The following is a 20,106-nucleotide window of genomic DNA, read 5'->3' as shown; positions in this document are numbered from 1 at the left end:
CGCTACAACTTACAGCACTTCGCTGGCGTGATCGGCCAGGCGCGAACGCTCGCCGCGGGCCAGGGTGACGTGGCCGCTGTGCGACCAGCCCTTGAAGCGGTCGACCACATAGGTCAGGCCGCTCGAGCCTTCCGTCAGGTACGGCGTGTCGATCTGCGCGATGTTGCCCAGGCACAAGATCTTCGTGCCGGGACCGGCGCGCGTGACCAGGGTCTTGACCTGTTTCGGCGTCAGGTTTTGCGCTTCGTCAATAATGAGGAACTTGTTGACGAAGGTGCGGCCGCGCATGAAGTTGAGCGACTTGATCTTGATGCGCGAGCGGATCAGGTCTTGCGTTGCCGCACGGCCCCATTCGCCGCCATCGGAGTCGGACTTGTTCAGCACTTCCAGGTTGTCGTCGAAGGCGCCCATCCATGGCGACATCTTTTCTTCTTCCGTGCCCGGCAGGAAACCGATGTCTTCGCCGACCGGCACCGTGACGCGGGTGACGATGATTTCGTTGTAGAGCTTGGTTTCCAGCACTTGCGCCAGGCCGGCGGCCAGGGCCAGCAGGGTCTTGCCGGTACCAGCCTGGCCCAGCAGGGTGACGAAGTCGCATTCCGGGTTCATCAGCAGGTTCAGCGCGAAGTTCTGCTCGCGGTTGCGTGCAGTCACGCCCCATACATTGTTCTTCGTGTGGCTGAAGTCGCGCAGGGTTTGCAGCACGGCCGTCTTGCCGTTGATCTGTTTCACCTGGCCATAGAACGGCGCTTCGCCGTTTTTCGGCTCCAGGTAGATGAACTGGTTGACCAGCATGGACGGCACGAACGGGCCCGTCACGCGGTAGAACGTGGAGCTGTAGCCGTTCTTGCTTTCCTGCCACGATTCCATGTCCTTGCCGTGCTTGTTCCAGAAGTCGTCCGGCAGCTGCACGATGCCCGAATACAGCAAGTCCGTGTCTTCCAGCACATGGTCGTTGAAGTAGTCTTCGGCAGGCAAGCCCAGGGCCCGCGCCTTGATGCGCATGTTGATGTCCTTTGACACCAGCACGACGGGGCGGCCATCCTGTTCCGCTTCCAGCGAGCGCACGACGGCGAGGATCTGGTTGTCTGCCTTGCCTACTGGCAAGCCAGCCGGCAGGTCGGCGCTCTGCAGACGCGTCTGGAAGAACAAGCGGCCCTTGGCATCCTTGTTGCCCAGCTTGGACAGGGGAATGCCGTGCTCGATGGCGTCGTCGTCCGTGTTGCTGATCAGGGCGTCCAGGGTGCGCGATACCTGGCGTGCATTGCGCGCCACTTCCGTCATGCCCTTCTTGTGGTTGTCCAGCTCTTCCAGGGTCATCATCGGCAGGTACACATCGTGTTCCTCGAAGCGGAACAGCGACGACGGATCGTGCATCAGCACGTTCGTGTCGAGCACGAACAGCTTGCTGATGCCGCGCTGGTCGGCGGCGCGGCTGGCGGATGACTTGAGCTGCACTTCGACCGCCTTGTGCTTGGCCGGGTGCGGCTGCTCTGCCTGCTTGACGGACTTGATCGGCGTGACCTTGGCGGCGGGCGCCTTGGCTTTGATTGCCGGCTTGGCCTTGGCAGCGGGCGCAGGTGCAGCTACGGCGGCAGGCGCCGGCACGGGCTTGGCGACCATCAGGGCCGCCACTTGCTTGATCTTCGTGGCCGCATTGCGGACCGGCTTGGCAACTTCGGCGATCGCCGCTTCAATGATCGGTGCAGCCACTTTCTTGGCTGCCGGGGTTTTGGTGGCCGGGCGCGCTGCGCCTGCGCTTGGGTAATCTTGGGTGGCCAGGATGGTGGCTGGCTTGCTCGGTAATTTTGGCAGTGGCATCAGGATCTCAATCAAAAAATTTCTGGAATGAATCGCCCATGGGCTGCCAGCTTCTGGCGGCACTACTCATGGGGTGGATGCTTGGGAACAACAATGGAACAGGACGAGTGACTGCCGGACGGCCGGCTGCTTGGCCGGTCATGAACGCCATGGGCGGGCTGCAGGCCCGCCTGGCGGAGTGGGTAGAGGCGCTTCGTTGACTCAAAATGGCGATAGGTACCGTGAACTGGACTGCGGTTGAACTAAGCTGGCTGGATGCCGGCAACGCGCATTCGATCAGAACAGATGATCACTTCAGACGCGCTACGAATTCCAGCACTTCTTCCACGTGAGTTGCGACCTTCACGCCTCTCCATTCTTTCACCAATCGGCCCTGGGCGTCAATCACAAACGTGCTGCGCTCGACGCCGCGCACGGTCTTGCCGTACATCTGTTTCATCTTCATGACGTTGAACAGCTGGCAAACGGCTTCGTCCGGGTCGGAAATGAGTTCGAACGGCAGTTCCAGCTTGGCCTTGAAGCTTTCGTGCGAGCGCAGGGAATCGCGGCTGATGCCGTAGATCTCCACGCCGGCGGCCGTGAACTGCGCATAGGCGTCGCGAAAGGCGATATTTTCAGTGGTGCAGCCTGGGGTATTGTCCTTCGGATAGAAAAACAAGACCGTGGCCTTGGCCGGACGGCCCAGCAACTGAAAAGTCTTGCCGCTGGTCATGGCAGCGGTGAAGTCGGGAATGCTAACGAGGGATTGGCTATCAGCCACAGGTTCTCTCCTGAACGGTGATCATAGCGCTGTTTTTAATCTGGCAACGCATCCAGGTGCAACGATACAGCATTCAGGCCGCTTTGCCCTGCACAATCAGGCGTCCCGAACGCCCTGGCAATTCATCCCAGGTGATGGGGCAAACGGGCAGGTCCGTATTTTTTATCTTTTCATAATAGTCGCCCATCGCTGCAAACTGGTAGCCCTGGGCTTTCCAGCCAGCCAGCAGTTGCTCGAAAATGGGGGCGAGTTTCTGACCTTCAAGTTCCGCATGCAAGGTATACACGTGATCGCGCGGATTATCCGCCGTCAGCGACAATATATGCGCGGCAACATTTCCGGTTGTGATGGTTTTGCCATCGATTTCGCAACCGAGCAGCTCGTCCAGGGTGGGCAGGGTGGTGGGCAACTGCACGCATTGGAGAATGGTATTGCCGTTGCGCACGCGATGCGGACCCTGCGCCGGCTGCTCCATGGCGCCGCGCGCGTCGAGCATGGCGCGGCCATCGGACGCAAAGCGGTAGCCGGCCGTGTCATGCTCGACAAAGGCGCTGACATTCATTTGCCAGCCGGCCGCGCCGTGCGTGTGCGGCTTGGTGCCGAACACCTGCTCGTAGCGGTTGGCGGCCTTGCGCATCATGCTGATGGTCCAGGCGGCGTTGCGCTTGGCCACGTTGTCTTGCCACAGGGTATGGTCCCAGGTGTGGATGCCGCACTCGAAACCGGCATCGCGCACGGCGCGCAATTGCGCCGCGCATTGCTTGCCGATATCGGGTCCCGGCAGCAAGGTGCCGTACATCAATGTTTTCAAGCCGTAGTGCTCGACCACCGAGGTGCGCGACACCTTGCTGAAAAAGCCGGGCCGCAAGGCGCGCCGCAAGGCCCAACCTGTATGGTCGGGACCCAGCGAGAACAGAAAGGTGGCGTTGGCCTGGTGCGCCTGCAACATGCGCACCAGATTGCCCATGCCTTCACGGGTGCCGCGATAGGTATCGACGTCGATCTTCAGGGTCAGGAACGGCTTGCTCAACATTAATCCATCAGGGCTTTGGCTTGGGCTACCTGGCTGCGGTAGGCGTCGAAGATATTGCGCAGGGAATCGGCCATGGACGTCGTTGGCGCCCAGCCCAGTTCTTCGCAGGTATTCGTGATTTTCGGCACGCGGTTCTGCACGTCCTGGTAGCCGGCGCCGTAGTAGGCGCCCGAGGTCGTTTCCACGATTTTCACGTGTTTTGCGCCTTCGGCGTATTCCGGGTACTCGGCGGCCAGGTTCAGCATCATGCCGGCCAGGTCGCGGATCGAGTAATTATTGGTCGGATTGCCAATGTTGTAGATCTTGCCGCTGGCGACGCCATTTTTGTTGGCAATGATGCGGATCAAGGCATCGATGCCGTCGTCGATGTAGGTGAATGCGCGTTTCTGCGCGCCGCCGTCCACCAGCGAGATGTTCTCGCCGCGCACGATATGACCGAAGAATTGCGTCACGACGCGCGACGAGCCTTCTTTCGGCGTGTGGATCGAGTCCAGGCCCGCGCCGATCCAGTTGAATGGACGGAACAAAGTGAAGTTCAGGCCTTCCATGCCGTAGCCCCAGATCACGCGGTCCATCAGCTGCTTGGCGTTCGAGTAGATCCAGCGCGGCTTGTTGATCGGGCCGCAGATCAGTTCCGAGTTTTCCGGATCGAATTCTTCGTCGTGGCACATGCCATACACTTCCGAGGTCGACGGGAAAACCAGGTGCTTGCCGTACTTGGCGGCCGAGCGCACGATCGGCAGGTTGGCTTCGAAGTCCAGTTCGAACACGCGCAGTGGCTGCTTGACGTAGGTCGACGGCGTGGCGATGGCCACCAGCGGCAGGATCACGTCGCATTTCTTGACGTGGTACTCGACCCATTCCTTGTTGATCGTGATGTCGCCTTCAAAGAAGTGCATGCGCGACTTGTAGTTTTCGTCGTCCAGCAATTCCGTGATGCGGTCCGTGTTCATGTCCATGCCGTAGACATGCCAGTCGGTGGTTTCCAGGATGCGCTTCGACAGGTGGTGGCCGATGAAGCCGTTGACGCCTAAGATGAGGACTTTTTTCATGTGAGATTCTCGAGTGTAATATTCAATGTGTGCTGACGCGGGTGGTCAGTCTTTCTTGCAATTGCTTGGCCGAAATCGTCTCCTCACCGGCCTTCAGCGCGGAAATGGCCAGCATGCGGCCGTCACCGCAGACGCCAAAGATGCAATTATCCACTACCGCCAAGCCCGGTGGCAAACTTCCCGCTGAAAGCTTGCTTAAACGGGCTGTTTCGATGATGTAAACGACATTGTTGACCTCGGTGAAGGCACCCGGATACGGTGGCGCGACGGCCCGGTGCAAGTTGTACACCTGTTGCGCGGGTAACTTCCAGTCGATGCGGCCGTCTTCGGGCTTGCGTCCGCCAAAATAGCCGCCCTGGCGCAGGTCGTTCAACTGGCGCGGCGCCGTGCCGTCCAGCAAGGCGGGCAGCACGCCCCAGAGAGTTTGCTCTGCGGCAACAGTTACCTTGCCAAACACTTCAAACGCCGTGTCGTCGGGCAGGATGGGCACGGCCGTCTGCGCCACGATGGCGCCGGCGTCCGGCTTGACCGTCATTTCATGCAGGGTGGCGCCCGTTTCCGTGGCGCCATGCAGCACGGCCCAGTTGACGGGGGCGCGGCCACGGAACTGCGGCAGCAGCGAGCCGTGCATATTGTAGGCCGGCGCGACTTCCAATATGCTGGCCGGCAACATGTGACGGTAGTAAAAACTGAACAGCATGTCCGGCGTGGCCGCCTGCACCTGCGCCAGCAGCTCCGGCGCGCGGGCGTCGCCCGGCGTGACATAGGGGATGCCTTCGGCCCGGCACAGGTCCGCCACGGACTCGAACCACAGGTTTTCCGTGGGGCTGTCTTCGTGCGTGACGACGAGGGCGATATCGACGCCACCGGCCAGCAGCACCTTGATGCAGCGCACGCCGACGTTGTGGTAGCCGAAGACGACGGCGCGCGGGGCGCCCATCAGCGCCCCACCTGGCGTTGTTCCAGGCGCACGTACGGCTGTGCCTCGGTTTCCGCCTGGGTCATGCCGTCCTGCAAGATGGTCTGCACCACATAGCGGGGACGGGCGCGCACTTGCTGGAAGATGCGTCCCACGTATTCGCCCACCAGGCCGATGCCGAACAGGATCACGCCCATGAAGAAGAAGGCGATGGCAAACAGGGTGAACACGCCTTCGGCTTCCGCGCCCAGCAGGAAGCGGCGCACCAGCAGGAAGAACACCAGCATCGCCGAGCCCAGCGACAAGGCCATGCCGAGCATGGAAAAGATCTGCAGCGGCACCAGCGAAAAGCCCGTGACGAGGTCGAAATTGAGGCGGATCAAGCTGTACAGCGAGTATTTCGACTCGCCGGCGGCCCGTTCTTCGTGCTCGACGGTGATTTCCGTGGGCTTGCGGGCAAACGTGTAGGCCAGCGCGGGCACGAAGGTGTTCACTTCGGCGCACTGGTTGACGAGGTCGATCACGTTGCGGCCATACGCGCGCAGCATGTTGCCCTGGTCGGTGATCTTGATATTCGTGATCTTTTCGCGCAGGCGGTTCATCATTTTCGAGGCCAGCGTGCGCCAGGCGGAATCTTGTCGCTTGCGCCGGATCGAGCCTACGTAATCGTAGCCTTCGCGCATCTTCGCCACCAGGTTGCCGATTTCCTCGGGCGGATTTTGCAGGTCGGCGTCGAGCGTGATCATGATCTGGCCGCGCGAGGCTTCAAAACCGGCCAGGATGGCCATATGCTGGCCGTAATTGCCGTTAAATAAGACCACGCGCGTGACGTCGGGCCGCTGCCGGAATTGCTCGGCCAGGATGCTGACCGAATTGTCGCGGCTGCCGTCATTGATGAAGACGATCTCGTAGCTTGTTTGCAAGGCATCGAGGGCCGGATACAGGCGCGCAAACAGGGCGGCCAGGCCATCCTGCTCGTTGTAGATGGGAATGATAATGGACAGTTCAGGTTTCATCGGCGCGTTACTTATTTGATGAGGATGGATTTGACGGTGGCGACGGCACGTTCCACGTCCTGTTTCGTCATGGCGTAGAACATCGGCAGGGTCACGGTCAGGCGGCCGATCTTTTCCGAGACAGGGAACATGCCTTCGGTAAAGCCGCGTTCGCGGTACATGGTAAACAGGTGGATCGGTGCGTAATGATAGCCCGTTCCCACGTTCTGCTGTGCCATCGCCTGCATGAATGCGGCGCGCGTGCCGGGGCCATTGTCGGGCAGGATGATCTGGAACAAATGCCAGTTGCTGTTCTCAAAGTCCTGCACCGGCAGCTGGGCGCCGCTCTGCGCTTCGAAATCGTTGCCGAATTGCGCGAAATAATGGCGTGCCAGGGCGCGGCGGTGGGCCGTGATGGCATCGATGTTGGCAAACTGGCCCAGGCCGATGGCGGCCATGATGTCGCTCATGTTGTACTTGCCGCCCAGCACATCGACATCGATGCCGTCGACGCCGCTGCGCGTGACGCCTTGCAGTCGGTATTTCTCGGCCAGCTTCGCTTCTTCCAGGTTGTTCAGGACCAGCGCGCCGCCTTCTCCCGTGGTGATGTTCTTGTTGGCCTGGAAGCTGAACGAGACGAAATCGCCGAACGAACCGATGCGCTTGCCCTTCCATTCGGAGCCGAACGCCTGCGCCGCGTCTTCCACGACTCTTAAGTTGTGCTTTTGGGCAATCGCGTACAGGCGGTCCATGTCGACCGGCAGGCCGGACAGGAAAACGGGGATGATGGCTTTCGTACGGGGCGTGATGGCCGCTTCCAGCTTGTCGAGGTCGATATTGCGCGTGACGGGGTCGATATCGGCGAACACGGGCGTGGCGCCCACTTCGATGATGACGTTGGCTGTCGCCACCCACGACACGGGCGTGGTGATGACTTCGTCGCCGGGGCCGATGCCGGCGATGCGCAGCGCAATTTCCATGGTGCAAGTACCCGAATTGAACGTACGCACGGGGCGCCCGCCGAAGTATTCGGACAGCTGGGCTTCAAAGGCTTGTACTTTCGGTCCGCTGGTGATCCAGCCAGAGCGCAGCACTTCGCCGACGGCGGCGATGGTTGCTTCATCGATGGTGGGTTTGGAAAAAGGCAAAAAGGGCAGGGTAGAGGTCATGGGGCGCTGTTCTTGGGTTGACTATGCTGTATGGGTTGTTGCCGAGGCCGCCAGCGAGACCGTTGTCCGCGGGCCGTCATGCTTATTCTAAATCTATATTGCCGGAGCGGCGCAGCCGTTTTTTGGGGGTGATCAGCTTCCGATGCGGGCGCGGACCGTTCCGGTACGCGCCCTGTCATGCACGTTGTTCTTTACTGATTGGCAATAACCATGCGGCGCGCATCCTGCGCCACGACGCGCATGGGGATGCCCCGTTGCTGCAGTTCCTTGTAGCGATCGAGGCTGATGATGGCCACGTCGCGCACACCGGCAGCCGCGTCGCGCGTCCACTGTTCGATGAAGGGCTCAATGGTCGGTATCGACAGTTCGGGCTGCTGTTTCAGGCCGAAGGTGAACTCATCCCAGTAGTCGACGAGGATCACGGTGCGCTGCAGGTAGTACGTGAGCGACTGTTCATAGATGCCGACGGAGTAGACCTTGGTGTCGGGCTTCAGTTCGGCCTGGATCTGCGGCAGCATATCGGTGCCGGCGCGGTTCTGGCCATACAGTTCGGAACCGGCCAGGATGCAGTGCGTGGCCAGGAAGCCGGCGCCGGCGATGGTCAGTATCGTCATGTCGCGGCGCAACTGGCGCGCATGCAGCAAGGCCAGGGCGCCGCCGGCCAGGGCGAAGAAGCCGGCCGCCATCAGCCAGGGCTGGTAGCCCTTGAGTGCAATCAGGGCGGCCGGATCGCGCGCGCTGGCCTTGCCGAAGGCGATCGGGCCGCCGATCAGGATGGCCGCGCCCAGCACGCACAGCAAGCCCGCAGCGAGCATGCGCTGGCGCCGCGACGCCGACTCCAGGAACAGTGCGATCAGCAGCGCCAGGGCGGGGAAGACGGGCACGATGTAGCCGGGCAGCTTCGAGGTCGAGTAGCTGAAGAAGAAAGTGATGAACAGGACCCAGATCAGCACCATCAAACGGGGCTGGAAGGCGCCTTCCTGGCGCTTGAAGGCGGCCGCTATGCTTTGTGGCAATACACCCAGCCAGGGCATGATGCCCGGGATTAGCAGCACGAGGAAGTAATACCAGGCGCCTTCGCGTTTGTGGCCCTTCATCAGGAAGCGCTGGAAGTGCTCGTGGATGAAGAAGAAATGCGGCTGTTCGGGGTTGCGCAGGGCCACCAGCACGAACCACGGCGTGGCGATGGCGAAGAAGACGAGCAGGCCTTTGACCAGGTGCAAACGGGTCCAGATGCGCCAGTCGCGCGCGCACAGCGAGTACAGTACCAGCACGGCGCCCGGCAGCACGATGCCGATCAGGCCCTTGGCCAGCACGGCCAGCGCCATGCCTGCCCAGCACAGCAGCATCCAGTTGCGCCGTTCGGCGGGGCCGGCCTCGTCACGCTGGGCGATCAGCAGGCTGGTCAGCACGATGGTCATCATGGCCGACAAGCTCATGTCCAGCGAATTGATCTGGCCGGAAGCGAGCCAGAACAGGCTCGACGCCAGCACCAGGCCGGCATACAGCCCCACGCGCGGACCGAAGACTTTCCTGCCTGCGTAGGCGGTCATGCACACGCCGATGATGCCGCACAGGCCAGTCCACAGGCGCGCCTGCCATTCGCCCAGGCCAAAGGCGGCGAAGCTGAGCGCATTCATCCACGTTTGCAGGGGCGGTTTTTCGAAGTACTTGATGCCGTTCAGGCGCGTGGTGATCCAGTCGCCGCTGACGAACATCTCGCGCGCCATCTCCGCGTAGCGGCCCTCGTCGGGCGGCACCAGGGTGCGGATGCCCAGCGCGTACAGGGTGACGATGATGAAGATGCCCAGCAGGGACCACATCAGCACCCGTGACGAGTGCAGTTCGTTGACGTTGATTTTCATGCGTTCTTGCCTGCGCCTGGGGCCAGGATCAGGGCCAGCGTGACTTTGCGGCCTTCGCCCATGAGGATGTTGTAGGTGCGGCAGGCAGCCTGGCTATCCATGCATTCGACGCCAATGCGGCGCATGGTCAGCGCGGCCGTCAGCTTCGGATGCACGAAGCGCTGGCGTTCGCCCGTGCCGAGGATGACCACGTCGGGCGCGTCGGCCAGGATTTGCGCGAAATGCGCCTCGCTCAGCTGCTCGAAACTGTCCACATCCCACGCCCGTGGCGGCATTTCCGGCATGACGATCAGGCTGTAGTTGTACGGCAGGGCATTGATTTCAACGCCATTTTCGTCGTAGCCTGTGACGGTTTGGTATTGTTGGGTGCTGCTGGCATGAAGTTTCATGGCGATGGGATGGTCGTGTCGGTTGATCGGAGCGCGCGCCGTCTGGATGCGTGCTGCGACGAAGGGCGTAAGCATGCCATAAATGACAGAAAAGAGCGAATGCAATGCAACATTCTTTCCAATTTGCAATGTTTGCCGCCGCGCTCGCAGACGGTGCTGGCGCCATGGTAGTGGGTAAAGATTAAGAGAAGATGAAGGTGCTCCGGCCGGAATGGCCGTTCGCGGCGCCCGGCGTGGCAGAATCGGCGCGAAATGCTGCAGTTCGCCATGTTTAATTTGATAAAATGGCCTGCTTTCGGCGAGAATGGTTGTTTTCGCATTGCAGTCTCATGGGTTCATAGTTCTGGCGCGGGTGTTACGCCGCAAGCGTAAGGCCGGCAGCGCCGCATCACGACAGGGATTTATTTTGCGACCGATTCAGAAATCGAATAAATTGGCGGACGTCTGCTACGACATCCGCGGCCCGGTCCTGGAAAAATCCAGGCAAATGGAAGAAGAAGGCCACAAGATCACCAAGCTCAATATCGGCAACCTTGCCGTATTCGGCTTTGATCCGCCAGACGAGATCGTGCGCGACATGATGCTCAACCTGCAGAACGCGGCCGGCTATACGGATTCGAAGGGCATGTTCGCGCCGCGCAAGGCCGTCATGCACTACACGCAAGGAAAGAATATCGCCGGCGTGACCATCGACGACATTTACCTGGGCAATGGTGCCTCGGAACTGATCGTCATGTCGATGAACGCCCTGCTCAACAGCGGCGATGAAGTGCTGGTGCCGGCGCCCGACTATCCGCTGTGGACGGCCGCCGTCAGCCTGTCCGGCGGCAATCCCGTGCATTACGTATGCGACGAGCGCAACGAGTGGTATCCCGACATCGAGGACATGCGCCGCAAGATTACGCCGCAAACAAAAGCCATCGTCGTCATCAACCCGAACAATCCGACGGGCGCGCTGTACCCGGTTTCCGTGCTGCTGCAGATCGTCGAACTGGCGCGCCAGCACCAGCTGATCATTTTCGCCGACGAGATTTACGACAAGGTGCTGTACGACGAAGCCGAGCACGTGTCGATCGCCTCGCTGGCCGACGACGTGCTGTTCATTACCATGAACGGCTTGTCGAAGAATTACCGCTCCTGCGGCTACCGTTCCGGCTGGATGGTGGTCTCGGGCGAAAAGCGCCACGCAAAAGATTACATCGAGGGCCTCAACATGCTGGCCTCGATGCGTCTATGCGCCAACGCCCCGGGGCAGTTTGCCATCCAGACGGCGCTTGGCGGCTACCAGAGCATACAAGACCTGGTGGGGCCCGGCGGGCGCCTGTTGAAACAGCGCGACCTGGCGCACAAGCTGCTGACCGATATTCCGGGCGTCACCTGTGTCAAGCCGAAGGCTGCGCTGTACATGTTCCCGCGCCTGGACCCGGAGATCTACCCGATCGCCGACGACCAGCAGTTTGCCTATGAATTACTGGCCGAGGCCAAGGTCCTTATCGTGCAGGGCACGGGTTTCAACTGGATCGCGCCCGACCATTTCCGCGTCGTCTTCCTGCCCAATTCCGATGACCTGACCGAGGCCATGGGCCGCATTGCCCGCTTCCTCGAAGGCTATCGCAAGCGTCACGGCCGGGGCTGAACCGGCCAGCAGCAGCAATCTCGATCAACCATACCGATCAACCTGGCGCCGCCCAAGGGGGGCGCCACTTATGAGCAGTCAAGCACAACTATGAAATCCATCAAGATCGGCCTGCTGGGCCTGGGCAATGTCGGTTACGGCACGTTCAGCGTCCTGCAACGCAACCAGGAAGAAATCAAGCGCCGCGCGGGCCGCGGCATTGAAGTCGTCGCCGTCGCCGTGCGCGACGTGGCGCGCGCCGAGACGCTGGTCGCCGGCGGCTGCAAGGTCGTCAATGACCCCTACTTGATCGTCAACGACCCCGAGATCGACATCGTCGTCGAACTGATCGGCGGCTACGACCTGGCAAAAACCCTGGTGATGCAGGCCATTGCCAACGGCAAGCACGTGGTCACGGCCAACAAGGCCCTGCTGGCCGTACACGGCAACGAAATCTTCGCCGCCGCCCAGGACAAGGGCGTGATGGTGGCCTTCGAAGCGGCTGTCGCCGGCGGCATCCCCATCATCAAGGCGCTGCGCGAAGGCCTGACGGCCAACCGCATCGAATGGATCGCCGGCATCATCAACGGCACCACCAACTTCATCCTGTCCGAAATGCGCGACAAGGGTCTCGATTTCGCCACCGTGCTGAAACAGGCGCAGGAACTCGGTTACGCGGAAGCCGACCCTACTTTCGACATCGAGGGCGTGGACGCCGCGCACAAGGCCACCATCATGTCGGCCATCGCCTTCGGCATCCCGGTGCAGTTCGACAAGGCCTACGTGGAAGGCATCAGCAACCTCAATGCCGTCGATATCCGCTACGCCGAGCAGCTGGGCTACCGCATCAAGCTGCTGGGCATCACCAAGCGCGCCACCGTCAACGGCGTGGAAGGCATCGAGCTGCGCGTGCATCCGACCCTGATCCCGGCCAAGCGCCTGATCGCCAACGTCGAAGGCGCCATGAACGCGGTGCTGGTGCACGGCGACGCCGTCGGCGCCAGCCTGTATTCGGGCCGTGGCGCCGGCGCCGAGCCGACCGCCTCGTCGGTGATCGCCGACCTGGTCGACATTACCCGCCTGGCCACGGCCGACCCGGAACACCGCGTGCCGCACCTGGCGTTCCAGCCGAACGCCATGACCGACATCGCCATCCTGCCGATGTCGGAAATCACCACCAGCTACTACCTGCGCATGCACGTGGCCGACCAGCCGGGCGTGCTGGCCGACCTGACGCGCATCCTGGCCGAGCGCAGCATTTCGATCGACGCCATGCTGCAAAAAGAGCCGGCCGAAGGCGAGACGCATACGGACATCATCATGCTGACGCACCAGACGCAGGAAAAGAACGTCACGGCCGCCATCGCGAAAATGGAAGCGTTGCACAGCGTGGTGGGCACCGTCACCAAGATCCGCCTGGAAAACCTCAGCTGACCGTTTGCGGCGATCCATGCAAAACGGCGCCCGTGGGCGCCGTTTTTTTATCGTTAAACTGTCTTACAGCTGCGGCACATCGGGCGCGCCGACGGGCCCCACATCCATGCCGTCATAGCTGGCCAGCTGGTTTTCCTGCGCAAACTGCATCAGTTCGCCATTGCGCGCATGCAGGCTGTCGACGCCGTGCACTTCGGCCTTTTCCACGTGCAGCACCCACACGGGGGCGGCGGCCGGGTCGTCCAGTTCCGGCTGGTACAGCTCCACGGGGCGGTAGCCCTGAATCGCCAGCAGGGAGGCGGCCTGCTCCAGCGGTTCGGACGTGGGATTGGTGAAGTAATAGCCCCACAGCAGTGGCTGGGACAGGTCCCACGGCGCGTTCTCGGCGATATTGGCAAACAGTTCGCTTACATCTTCTTTGGTCATCATGGCGGCAGGCTTTCATTGAAATCTCAGGGCGCGATCTTAACATCGGCACCGGTGACGCGCCACGCGCCCATAAAAAAACCGGCTTTGCAGCCGGTTTTTATTATCCGCCGTCAAAACGGCGGGATGCTGGTTCGCGCAAGCGCGAATTAGAACTTGTAGCGCAGGCCGATCGACAGCAGGTCGGCTTTCAGTTTGTCGCCGCCTTCGCTGGCAACTTTGCCGAAGTTTTCGTATTCCGCCACAGCCGACAGGTTCTTGCTGATGTTGTATGCCGCGCCGATGCCAAAGATGGCGGAGGTCTTGTTTTTCGATTCGCTACCGCTCGCGTCGCTGATGCTGATTTTGGTGCGGTTTTGCGATACACCAGCCTTGGCGAACAGCGAGAACTGTTCGTTCAGCGGCAGGGTGCCGGTCGCGGCGACGTAGAATGCATGGCTTTTTGCTTCCAGCGTCGTGCCGTCAATGGTGCGGTTTACCTTGCCGAAGTCGACATAGCCGGCTTCTGCGCCGAAGTTTTGCGTGAAATCGTAGCCAGCGTACGCTTTGTAGCCGGTGTTGCTCTTCTTGTTCGAACCGTCTTGATCGATAGACAGTTTCAATTCCGAACGGCCGACGTTAGCGCCGATGTATGCGCCTTCTGCTTGAGCGAACAAAGGGAATGCCAGGGCGGCGCCAACAACTACTGCAAACAATTGCTTTTTCATATTGATCCTAGATAATTAATGCGGAGAGACTGCCTCGCCGCTTAATGGGAACCGAATTGTATAGGGATGAATATGTTTACGTAAGGCAATTATTTAAAAAATATTAGAAATAAACTACGTGTTGTTTTTGAGCAACGTTCGATATCGAAGGCATATCGATGCAATGCTTCACGTGGCAGCGCTGAAAAGCACGCTGACTTTCAAGCCGTGCCCATTGGCCGCCGTCGCCAGTTCCAGCCGTGCGCCGTGCAGGGCGGCGATGTCGCGCACGATGGCCAGGCCCAGCCCGGCGCCGCCAGGATTGCTCTCGAGCGCCGCGCCGACCCGGTAAAACGGTGTAAATACGCGTTCGCGTTCCGCAGGCGGGATGCCGGCGCCGCTGTCTTCCACTTCCAGCACCGTTTCACGGCCATCGCCATTCATTGTCATCACGCGCACGCGCAGGATCACGTTGCCGCCCTGCGGCGTGTAGCGCAGTGCATTGTCGACCAGGTTGGCCACCAGTTCGTGCAACAGCAAGGCCTGGCCATGCACGGGGGCTTCGTCGCGCGCTTCCAGCGACAGGTCGATATTCTTGCTGACGGCGCTCATGGCCATTTCCAGGCCCACTTGCTGCGCCACGTCGCGTAACGGTACGGTGTCCATGGCCAGGCTGTCGCCGCCATGTTCGATGCGCGCCAGGGTCAGCAGGCGGTTGGCCAGCAGCACGGTCGAATCGGTGGTGACGGCGATGGAACGCACGATGTCGCGCAGCGCGGCCACGTCTGCCGCACCGGGAGAGGTGCCGCTCTGGCGGTCGCAGGCCCGCAAGGCCAGTTCGGCCTGGGTTTTCAGCACCGTCAGGGGCGTGCGCAGCTGGTGCGAGGCGTCGGCGATGAAGCGGCGCTGGCTGGCGATCAGCTGCTGCAGGCGCGACATGGAGCCGTTCATGGCGCTCACCAGCGGGCGCATCTCCTTGTGCACCAGCGCCGGGTCGACGTCGGACAGGTCGGACAGCGTGCGCGTCTCGACTTCCGTTTTCAATCGCATCAGCGGCTGCAGTACCAGGCGCACGGCGAACCACACGAGGGCGCCCATCACCAGTATCATCGCCGCCTGCCAGCTCAGGGTGTCGAACAGGATCTGGTTCGACAGGCCGCGCCGCGCATCGAGCGTTTCGGCCACCTGGATCAGGGCGATGCCGCGCATCGAGTCGTCATACACGGGTTGCAGCAGGGCGGCGATGCGGATCGGCTTGCCGTGATAGTCGGCGTGGTAGAAGCGCACCAGAGCAGGGTAATTCTGCGAGCGGGGCACGTTTTTCGGCACGGGCGGCAAGTCGCCATAGCCCGAGACCAGTTCGCCGTTGATGCCGGTGACCTTGTAGTAGATGCGGCCCAGGGTATCGGTCTCGAAGCTGTCGAGCGCCACGTAAGGCACTTCCGCCACCACTTTGCCGCCCACGATGGAAACGCGCTCGGCCAGCGCGCGCGTTGACGCCAGCAGCGAGCGGTCATACGCCATGTCGGCCGCATCGAGCGCGTTGCGGTAGACGAAGAAGGCGTCCAGCAGCACCAGCATCACCAGCGGAATGAGCAGCCAGCGCAGCAGCTGGCTGCGCAGGCTGCCCAGCGGCCGGCCCTGCGCGGAGTATCGGCGCAGACGTTCGGCCAGCGGCAGGCGGGACACACTCATTTTGACGCTGCCGGCACCATGGCGCTGCGCGGCTGCAGCAGGTAGCCGATGCCGCGCAGGGTGGTGATGGCGGCGGCGTCCGGCGCATCGCTTTCAAGCTTCTTGCGCACGCGGTGGATGTACAGTTCAATGGCGTCCAGGTTGGCGTCGTCGGCCAGGGCGAAGACTTCGTCGAACAATTTTTCTTTCGATACGGCGCGGCCAGAGCGCGTGATCAGGGCCTCAAGCACCGCGTGTTCGCGCGGCGTCAGGGCCAGTGCCGCACCGCCATAGCTGAACATGCGCGTGACGGTGTCGAAACTGAGAGCGCCGCAGCTATGCACCAGCGCTTCGTTTCCCTGGCTGCGGCGCAGCAGGGCCTTTACGCGCGCCTCCAGTTCGGCCAGTTCGAACGGCTTGGCCATGTAGTCGTCGGCGCCCAGGTTCAGGCCCTGCACTTTTTCATCGAGGCCGCCGCGCGCAGTGAGTATCATGACAGGAGTCTTGCCGCGCGTGCCGCCGCGCGCGCGCAGGCGGCGCAGCACGTCCAGGCCATCCATCTTGGGCAGGCTCAGGTCGAGCAGCACCAGCGAGTATTCCTGCGTGTGCAGCAGGGCGTCGGCATCGGCGCCGTTGTGGGCGGTCTCCACCGTCAGGTGCGCGTCGCGCAAGGCCTTTGCCAGCCAGTGCGACAGCTCCAGATGGTCTTCCACTAATAATATGCGCATGGTCTCCGCCATTCGTTGAAATGAAGCAGTGTAAGCCTGGCGGCAGGGGAGGCGATGAATATGTTGATGTCCATTGTGGCTGGCCAGCGACACCTGTCCATCTGAAAGCCAATTGAAAGGATGGCGCTCATATAGTGTGATCCTGATTCATGAAATTGATCAGGCTTATCACCAATAACTATATCTGAGGGAGACTCTACATGAAGAAAACCGCATTCTCGCTGGCTGCCATGGCTGTTCTTGCCGCAGCCGGCGCTGCCCACGCCCAGTCGAACGTTACCGTGTACGGCTTGCTCGACGTCGGCGTCGACAATACCAGCAATGCCTCGCCATCGAAAGGCTCGGTCAGCCACGTCAGCTCCGGCGGCATGAATACGTCGCGCTGGGGCATCCGCGGCAGCGAAGACCTGGGTGGCGGCCTGAAAGCCGTCTTCAACCTGGAAGGCGGCATCCTGATGGATACGGGCGCTGCCGATGGCGCGCTGTTCAAGCGCCAGGCGTATGTCGGCCTGGAAGGCAGCTATGGCCGATTGGTGCTGGGCCGTTCGTTCACCACCGTGTACGACTTTGTGCTGCCGTTCGATCCGATGGGCTATGCGCCTTACTACTCGTGGGCCACGTCGGCCAACGCCAGCGGCCCCAGCAAGTACGGCATGACGACCGCGTTCGACAACCTGGTCAAGTATTCGGGCAAGGCCGGAGACTTCAAGTTCGGCGCCTCGTATGGCTTCGGCGAGCAAGCGACAGGCGCCCAGGACAGCGCCAAGTTCTCTTCCGGCGTGACCTACACGGCCGGTCCCGTGAGCCTGCTGGCCACGTATGAGCGCGTCAACGGCAATTCCATTGCCGGCGGTGCGCGCGACAAGACGACCTCTTACCACCTGGGCGCGATGTACAGCGAAGGTCCGTGGAAGGTGCAGGCCGTCGCCCGCGACTACAAGCTCGATCCGGCCGCCGCCGGCAAGGCTGACGTGCGCGGTACCTTGTACTGGGGCGGTGTCAGCTACATGACCACGCCGCAAGTCACGCTGACGGGCGTCATCTACTACCAGGACGTGAAGAACGTGGCGGCCAATACGGATGCCGATCCGATCATGTACGTGGCGCGCGTGCGCTATGCCCTGTCCAAGCGTACCGACCTGTACGTGGCCGGCGCCTACGCCAAGGCCAAGCATAACCAGCTGGTCAGCCTGTCGCGCGACGATGCCGGTTTCGACAACACGCAGCGCGGCGTGATCGCCGGCATCCAGCATCGCTTCTAAGCCCATGACGATGCCGCGCTCCCTGTTCCTGTCGCTGTTGTGCATGCTCCCCGCCGTGGCCGTGGCCGCGTCCGGGGCGCAGGCGTCCGCGCCAGCGGAGTGCGTGGTGCCGTCCAAGCCGGGCGGCGCCATGGATCTGACTTGCAAGCTGGCGAAAAAAGGCCTGGCGCAGGGGAGCGCGGCGGGCGTCGCAGGCCCGATGCGCATCACTTATCTGCCTGGCGGCATCGGCGCGGTGGCCTGGCATTCGATGGGCTCGCAGCGCCGCCGCGCGGAAGCGAACACCCTGGTGGCTTTTTCGGGCGGTTCGCTGCTCAATCTGGCGCAGGGCAAGTTCGGCAACGCCAAGGCAAGCGACGTGCGCTGGGTGGCGGCGCTGGGCGCAGACTACGGCATGATCGCCGTGCGCAGCGATTCGCCCTACAAGACGCTCGGCGACCTGATCGCGGCATTGCGCCAGCATCCGGACACGGTGCTGATCGGCGTCTCGGGCACGATCGGCAGCCAGGACTGGCTGAAGATGGCGCTGGTGGCGCGTCACGCCGGCATCGACCCGAAAGTACTGCGCTTCGTGGCACTCGAAGGTGGCGGCGAAGTATTTACGGCGATGCAGGCCGATTACGTGCAGGTGGTGTCGGGCGATACGTCCGAAGCGACCCTGAACGCGAGCGCCAATCATGCACGCGTGCTGGCGGTACTGTCGGAAAAACGCTTGCCGGGCGTGCTGGCGAACGTGCCGACGGCGCGCGAGCAGGGCATCGACGTGGTATGGCCCATCATCCGCGGCGTGTGGATGGGGCCGCAGGTGCCCGAAGCGGACTACCAGCGCTGGGTGGCCACTTTCGACCGGGCCATGGCCACGCCGCAGTTCGCCGAATGGCGTGCGCAGGCCGGTCTGTACCCGTTCGTGCTGACGGGGGCGAAGCTGACGGCGTATGTCAGGAAGGCGGTCGACGAATATGCGCGGCAGGCCACCGAGCTCGGATTAATGCGCTGAACGGCATCACACTTTAAAAATATCTATTTCATAGACGGAGACAACCTCATGCAAACCAAGACCCTGCTTCAAGTCGCCATTGCCACCGCGTTTGCCAGCCTGGCCGGCGCCGCCTTTGCGCAAGTGCCGTCCGGCTATCCTGCCGACTACCAGAAGATCATCGACGCGGCCAAGAAGGAAGGCAAGCTGGTAATTTACAGCGCGACCGACAGCAAGGCGGCCGCACCCCTGATCAAGGATTTCAGCGCCCTGTATCCAGGCATTTCGGTCGAATACAACGACATGAATTCCACCGAGGTGTACAACCGCTTCATTTCCGAGGTGGCGGCAGGCGGCAACACGGCCGACGTGATGTGGTCGTCCGCGATGGACCTGCAGATGCGCCTGGCCTCGGACGGCTACGCCCTGAAGTACAAGTCGGTCGAAGCGGCGAAGATTCCCGGCTGGGCGATGTGGGACGACCAGGCATACGGCACCACGTTCGAGCCGGCCGCCATTGTCTACAACAAGCGATTGCTTGACCCGAAGGAAGTACCGAAAAGCCACGACGACTTCGTCAAGCTGATCGCCACGCCGAAATTCAAGGACAAGGTCACCACCTACGACATCGAGAAATCGGGCGTGGGCTTCATGTTCATGGCGCAGGATGCCAAGGAGTACCCGCAGTTCCTGGCGCTGGAAAACGCCTTTGGCACTGCCAAGGTGCGCGTGCAGTCGTCGACGGGCACCATGATGGAGCGCATCTCCTCGGGCGAAAACCTGATCGGCTACAACGTGCTGGGCTCCTACGCCCTGGTGCGCGCCAAGACCGACCCATCGATCGGCGTGGTGCTGCCTAAGGATTACACGCTGATCCTGTCGCGTGTGCAGTTCATCAACAAGAACGCGAAGAACGTCAACGCCGGCAAGCTGTGGCTCGATTACATCCTGTCGCATCGCGGCCAGACCATCATCTCGAACGGCGCCAAGCTGTTCGCCATCCGCGCCGACGTCACGGGCGAGACCACCTCGGCTGAATTGATCAAGGAAATCGGCGCGGCCAACGTCAAGCCGATTCCCGTGCACCCGATCATCCTGCAATTTTTGGGACCTGCCAAGCGCATGGCCTTCCTGAAGCAATGGAAAGAAACAGCCGGCAAAAAATAGGGACCTCCGAAAAACCTACTGCGCGTCGCGATTTGCGGCCTCCGATGCTCACTGTGCATTCGCACAGCTCCGCTTCTCAGCCACAACTCACTGCCGCTCGCTACGGTTTTATCGGAGTTCCCAGGCCGCCTGCGA

Annotated in this window: 18 protein-coding genes; 5 read left to right on the top strand and 13 right to left on the bottom strand. The window is 61.6% G+C overall.

Features of this window, described 5'->3' with window-relative positions; genetic code table 11:
- Positions 1–9: 9 nt before the first annotated feature.
- From AC07VI_RS00515 to AC07VI_RS00475, 9 genes are all read right to left on the bottom strand, one after another.
- Positions 10–1,821 carry a PhoH family protein gene (locus tag AC07VI_RS00515; RefSeq protein WP_086144129.1) on the bottom strand — a complete coding sequence of 604 codons (1,812 nt, stop codon included), beginning with the start codon at positions 1,819–1,821 and terminating at the stop codon, positions 10–12.
- A 289-nt stretch (positions 1,822–2,110) separates the two neighbouring features.
- Complete coding sequence (locus tag AC07VI_RS00510) at positions 2,111–2,581, bottom strand: peroxiredoxin (RefSeq protein ID WP_301178797.1); 471 nt, start codon at positions 2,579–2,581, stop codon at positions 2,111–2,113.
- 73 nt (positions 2,582–2,654) lie between these two features.
- Entirely contained in the window at positions 2,655–3,614 is a 960-nt protein-coding gene (locus tag AC07VI_RS00505) for a polysaccharide deacetylase family protein (protein WP_086144130.1), read from the bottom strand.
- Positions 3,614–4,666, bottom strand: coding sequence for a bifunctional UDP-4-keto-pentose/UDP-xylose synthase (locus AC07VI_RS00500; RefSeq protein WP_086144131.1), 1,053 nt, complete (start codon positions 4,664–4,666; stop codon positions 3,614–3,616). Before AC07VI_RS00500 ends, AC07VI_RS00505 begins: the two co-directional genes overlap by 1 nt.
- A gap of 22 nt (positions 4,667–4,688) precedes the next feature.
- A complete protein-coding gene (locus AC07VI_RS00495) occupies positions 4,689–5,606 on the bottom strand; it encodes a formyltransferase (RefSeq protein WP_086144132.1) in 918 nt (305 codons plus the stop codon).
- Complete coding sequence (locus AC07VI_RS00490) at positions 5,606–6,601, bottom strand: glycosyltransferase (RefSeq protein ID WP_226935350.1); 996 nt, start codon at positions 6,599–6,601, stop codon at positions 5,606–5,608. The genes AC07VI_RS00495 and AC07VI_RS00490 overlap by 1 nt, the downstream gene beginning before the upstream one ends.
- Before the next feature lie 11 nt (positions 6,602–6,612).
- Positions 6,613–7,749 carry a DegT/DnrJ/EryC1/StrS family aminotransferase gene (locus AC07VI_RS00485; protein ID WP_086144134.1) on the bottom strand — a complete coding sequence of 379 codons (1,137 nt, stop codon included), beginning with the start codon at positions 7,747–7,749 and terminating at the stop codon, positions 6,613–6,615.
- Positions 7,750–7,940: 191 nt separating this feature from the next.
- Positions 7,941–9,614: a glycosyltransferase family 39 protein gene (locus AC07VI_RS00480; RefSeq protein WP_086144135.1), complete on the bottom strand. Its 1,674-nt coding sequence runs from the start codon at positions 9,612–9,614 to the stop codon at positions 7,941–7,943.
- On the bottom strand, positions 9,611–10,003 hold the full coding sequence (locus AC07VI_RS00475; RefSeq protein WP_086144230.1) for an Mth938-like domain-containing protein: 393 nt from the start codon (positions 10,001–10,003) through the stop codon (positions 9,611–9,613). The genes AC07VI_RS00480 and AC07VI_RS00475 overlap by 4 nt, the downstream gene beginning before the upstream one ends.
- 406 nt (positions 10,004–10,409) lie before the next feature.
- On the opposite strand from AC07VI_RS00475, the gene AC07VI_RS00470 reads away from it, so the two are divergent.
- Positions 10,410–11,639 (top strand): pyridoxal phosphate-dependent aminotransferase, encoded by a 1,230-nt coding sequence (locus AC07VI_RS00470; protein ID WP_086144136.1) that lies wholly within the window; start codon positions 10,410–10,412, stop codon positions 11,637–11,639.
- Positions 11,640–11,729: 90 nt separating this feature from the next.
- On the top strand, positions 11,730–13,052 hold the full coding sequence (locus AC07VI_RS00465; protein WP_086144137.1) for a homoserine dehydrogenase: 1,323 nt from the start codon (positions 11,730–11,732) through the stop codon (positions 13,050–13,052).
- A 63-nt stretch (positions 13,053–13,115) separates the two neighbouring features.
- On the opposite strand, the gene AC07VI_RS00460 is transcribed toward AC07VI_RS00465, so the two are convergent.
- From AC07VI_RS00460 to AC07VI_RS00445, 4 genes are all read right to left on the bottom strand, one after another.
- Positions 13,116–13,481, bottom strand: a complete 366-nt coding sequence (locus AC07VI_RS00460; protein WP_086144138.1) for a ribonuclease E inhibitor RraB — start codon at positions 13,479–13,481, stop codon at positions 13,116–13,118.
- Between the two features lie 146 nt (positions 13,482–13,627).
- Positions 13,628–14,185 carry an outer membrane beta-barrel protein gene (locus AC07VI_RS00455; protein ID WP_086144139.1) on the bottom strand — a complete coding sequence of 186 codons (558 nt, stop codon included), beginning with the start codon at positions 14,183–14,185 and terminating at the stop codon, positions 13,628–13,630.
- Between the two features lie 168 nt (positions 14,186–14,353).
- Positions 14,354–15,859, bottom strand: a complete 1,506-nt coding sequence (locus AC07VI_RS00450) for a sensor histidine kinase (RefSeq protein ID WP_086144140.1) — start codon at positions 15,857–15,859, stop codon at positions 14,354–14,356.
- The gene (locus AC07VI_RS00445) at positions 15,856–16,566 is read right to left on the bottom strand and encodes a response regulator (protein WP_086144141.1); all 711 of its coding nucleotides are present in this window, start codon (positions 16,564–16,566) and stop codon (positions 15,856–15,858) included. Before AC07VI_RS00445 ends, AC07VI_RS00450 begins: the two co-directional genes overlap by 4 nt.
- 200 nt (positions 16,567–16,766) lie before the next feature.
- Between AC07VI_RS00445 and AC07VI_RS00440 the strand changes: the two genes are divergently transcribed.
- From AC07VI_RS00440 to AC07VI_RS00430, 3 genes are read left to right on the top strand one after another with little or no spacing between them, the layout of a single operon-like run.
- Entirely contained in the window at positions 16,767–17,828 is a 1,062-nt protein-coding gene (locus AC07VI_RS00440) for a porin (protein ID WP_086144142.1), read from the top strand.
- 43 nt (positions 17,829–17,871) lie between these two features.
- The gene (locus AC07VI_RS00435; RefSeq protein WP_086144231.1) at positions 17,872–18,825 is read left to right on the top strand and encodes a Bug family tripartite tricarboxylate transporter substrate binding protein; all 954 of its coding nucleotides are present in this window, start codon (positions 17,872–17,874) and stop codon (positions 18,823–18,825) included.
- Positions 18,826–18,873: 48 nt separating this feature from the next.
- A complete protein-coding gene (locus AC07VI_RS00430) occupies positions 18,874–19,971 on the top strand; it encodes an ABC transporter substrate-binding protein (protein WP_086144143.1) in 1,098 nt (365 codons plus the stop codon).
- Positions 19,972–20,106: the final 135 nt, after the last annotated feature.

It is taken from the genome of Janthinobacterium sp. GW821-FHT03A03, from assembly GCF_059421435.1.
This window is presented reverse-complemented; position numbering and strand designations above follow the sequence as displayed.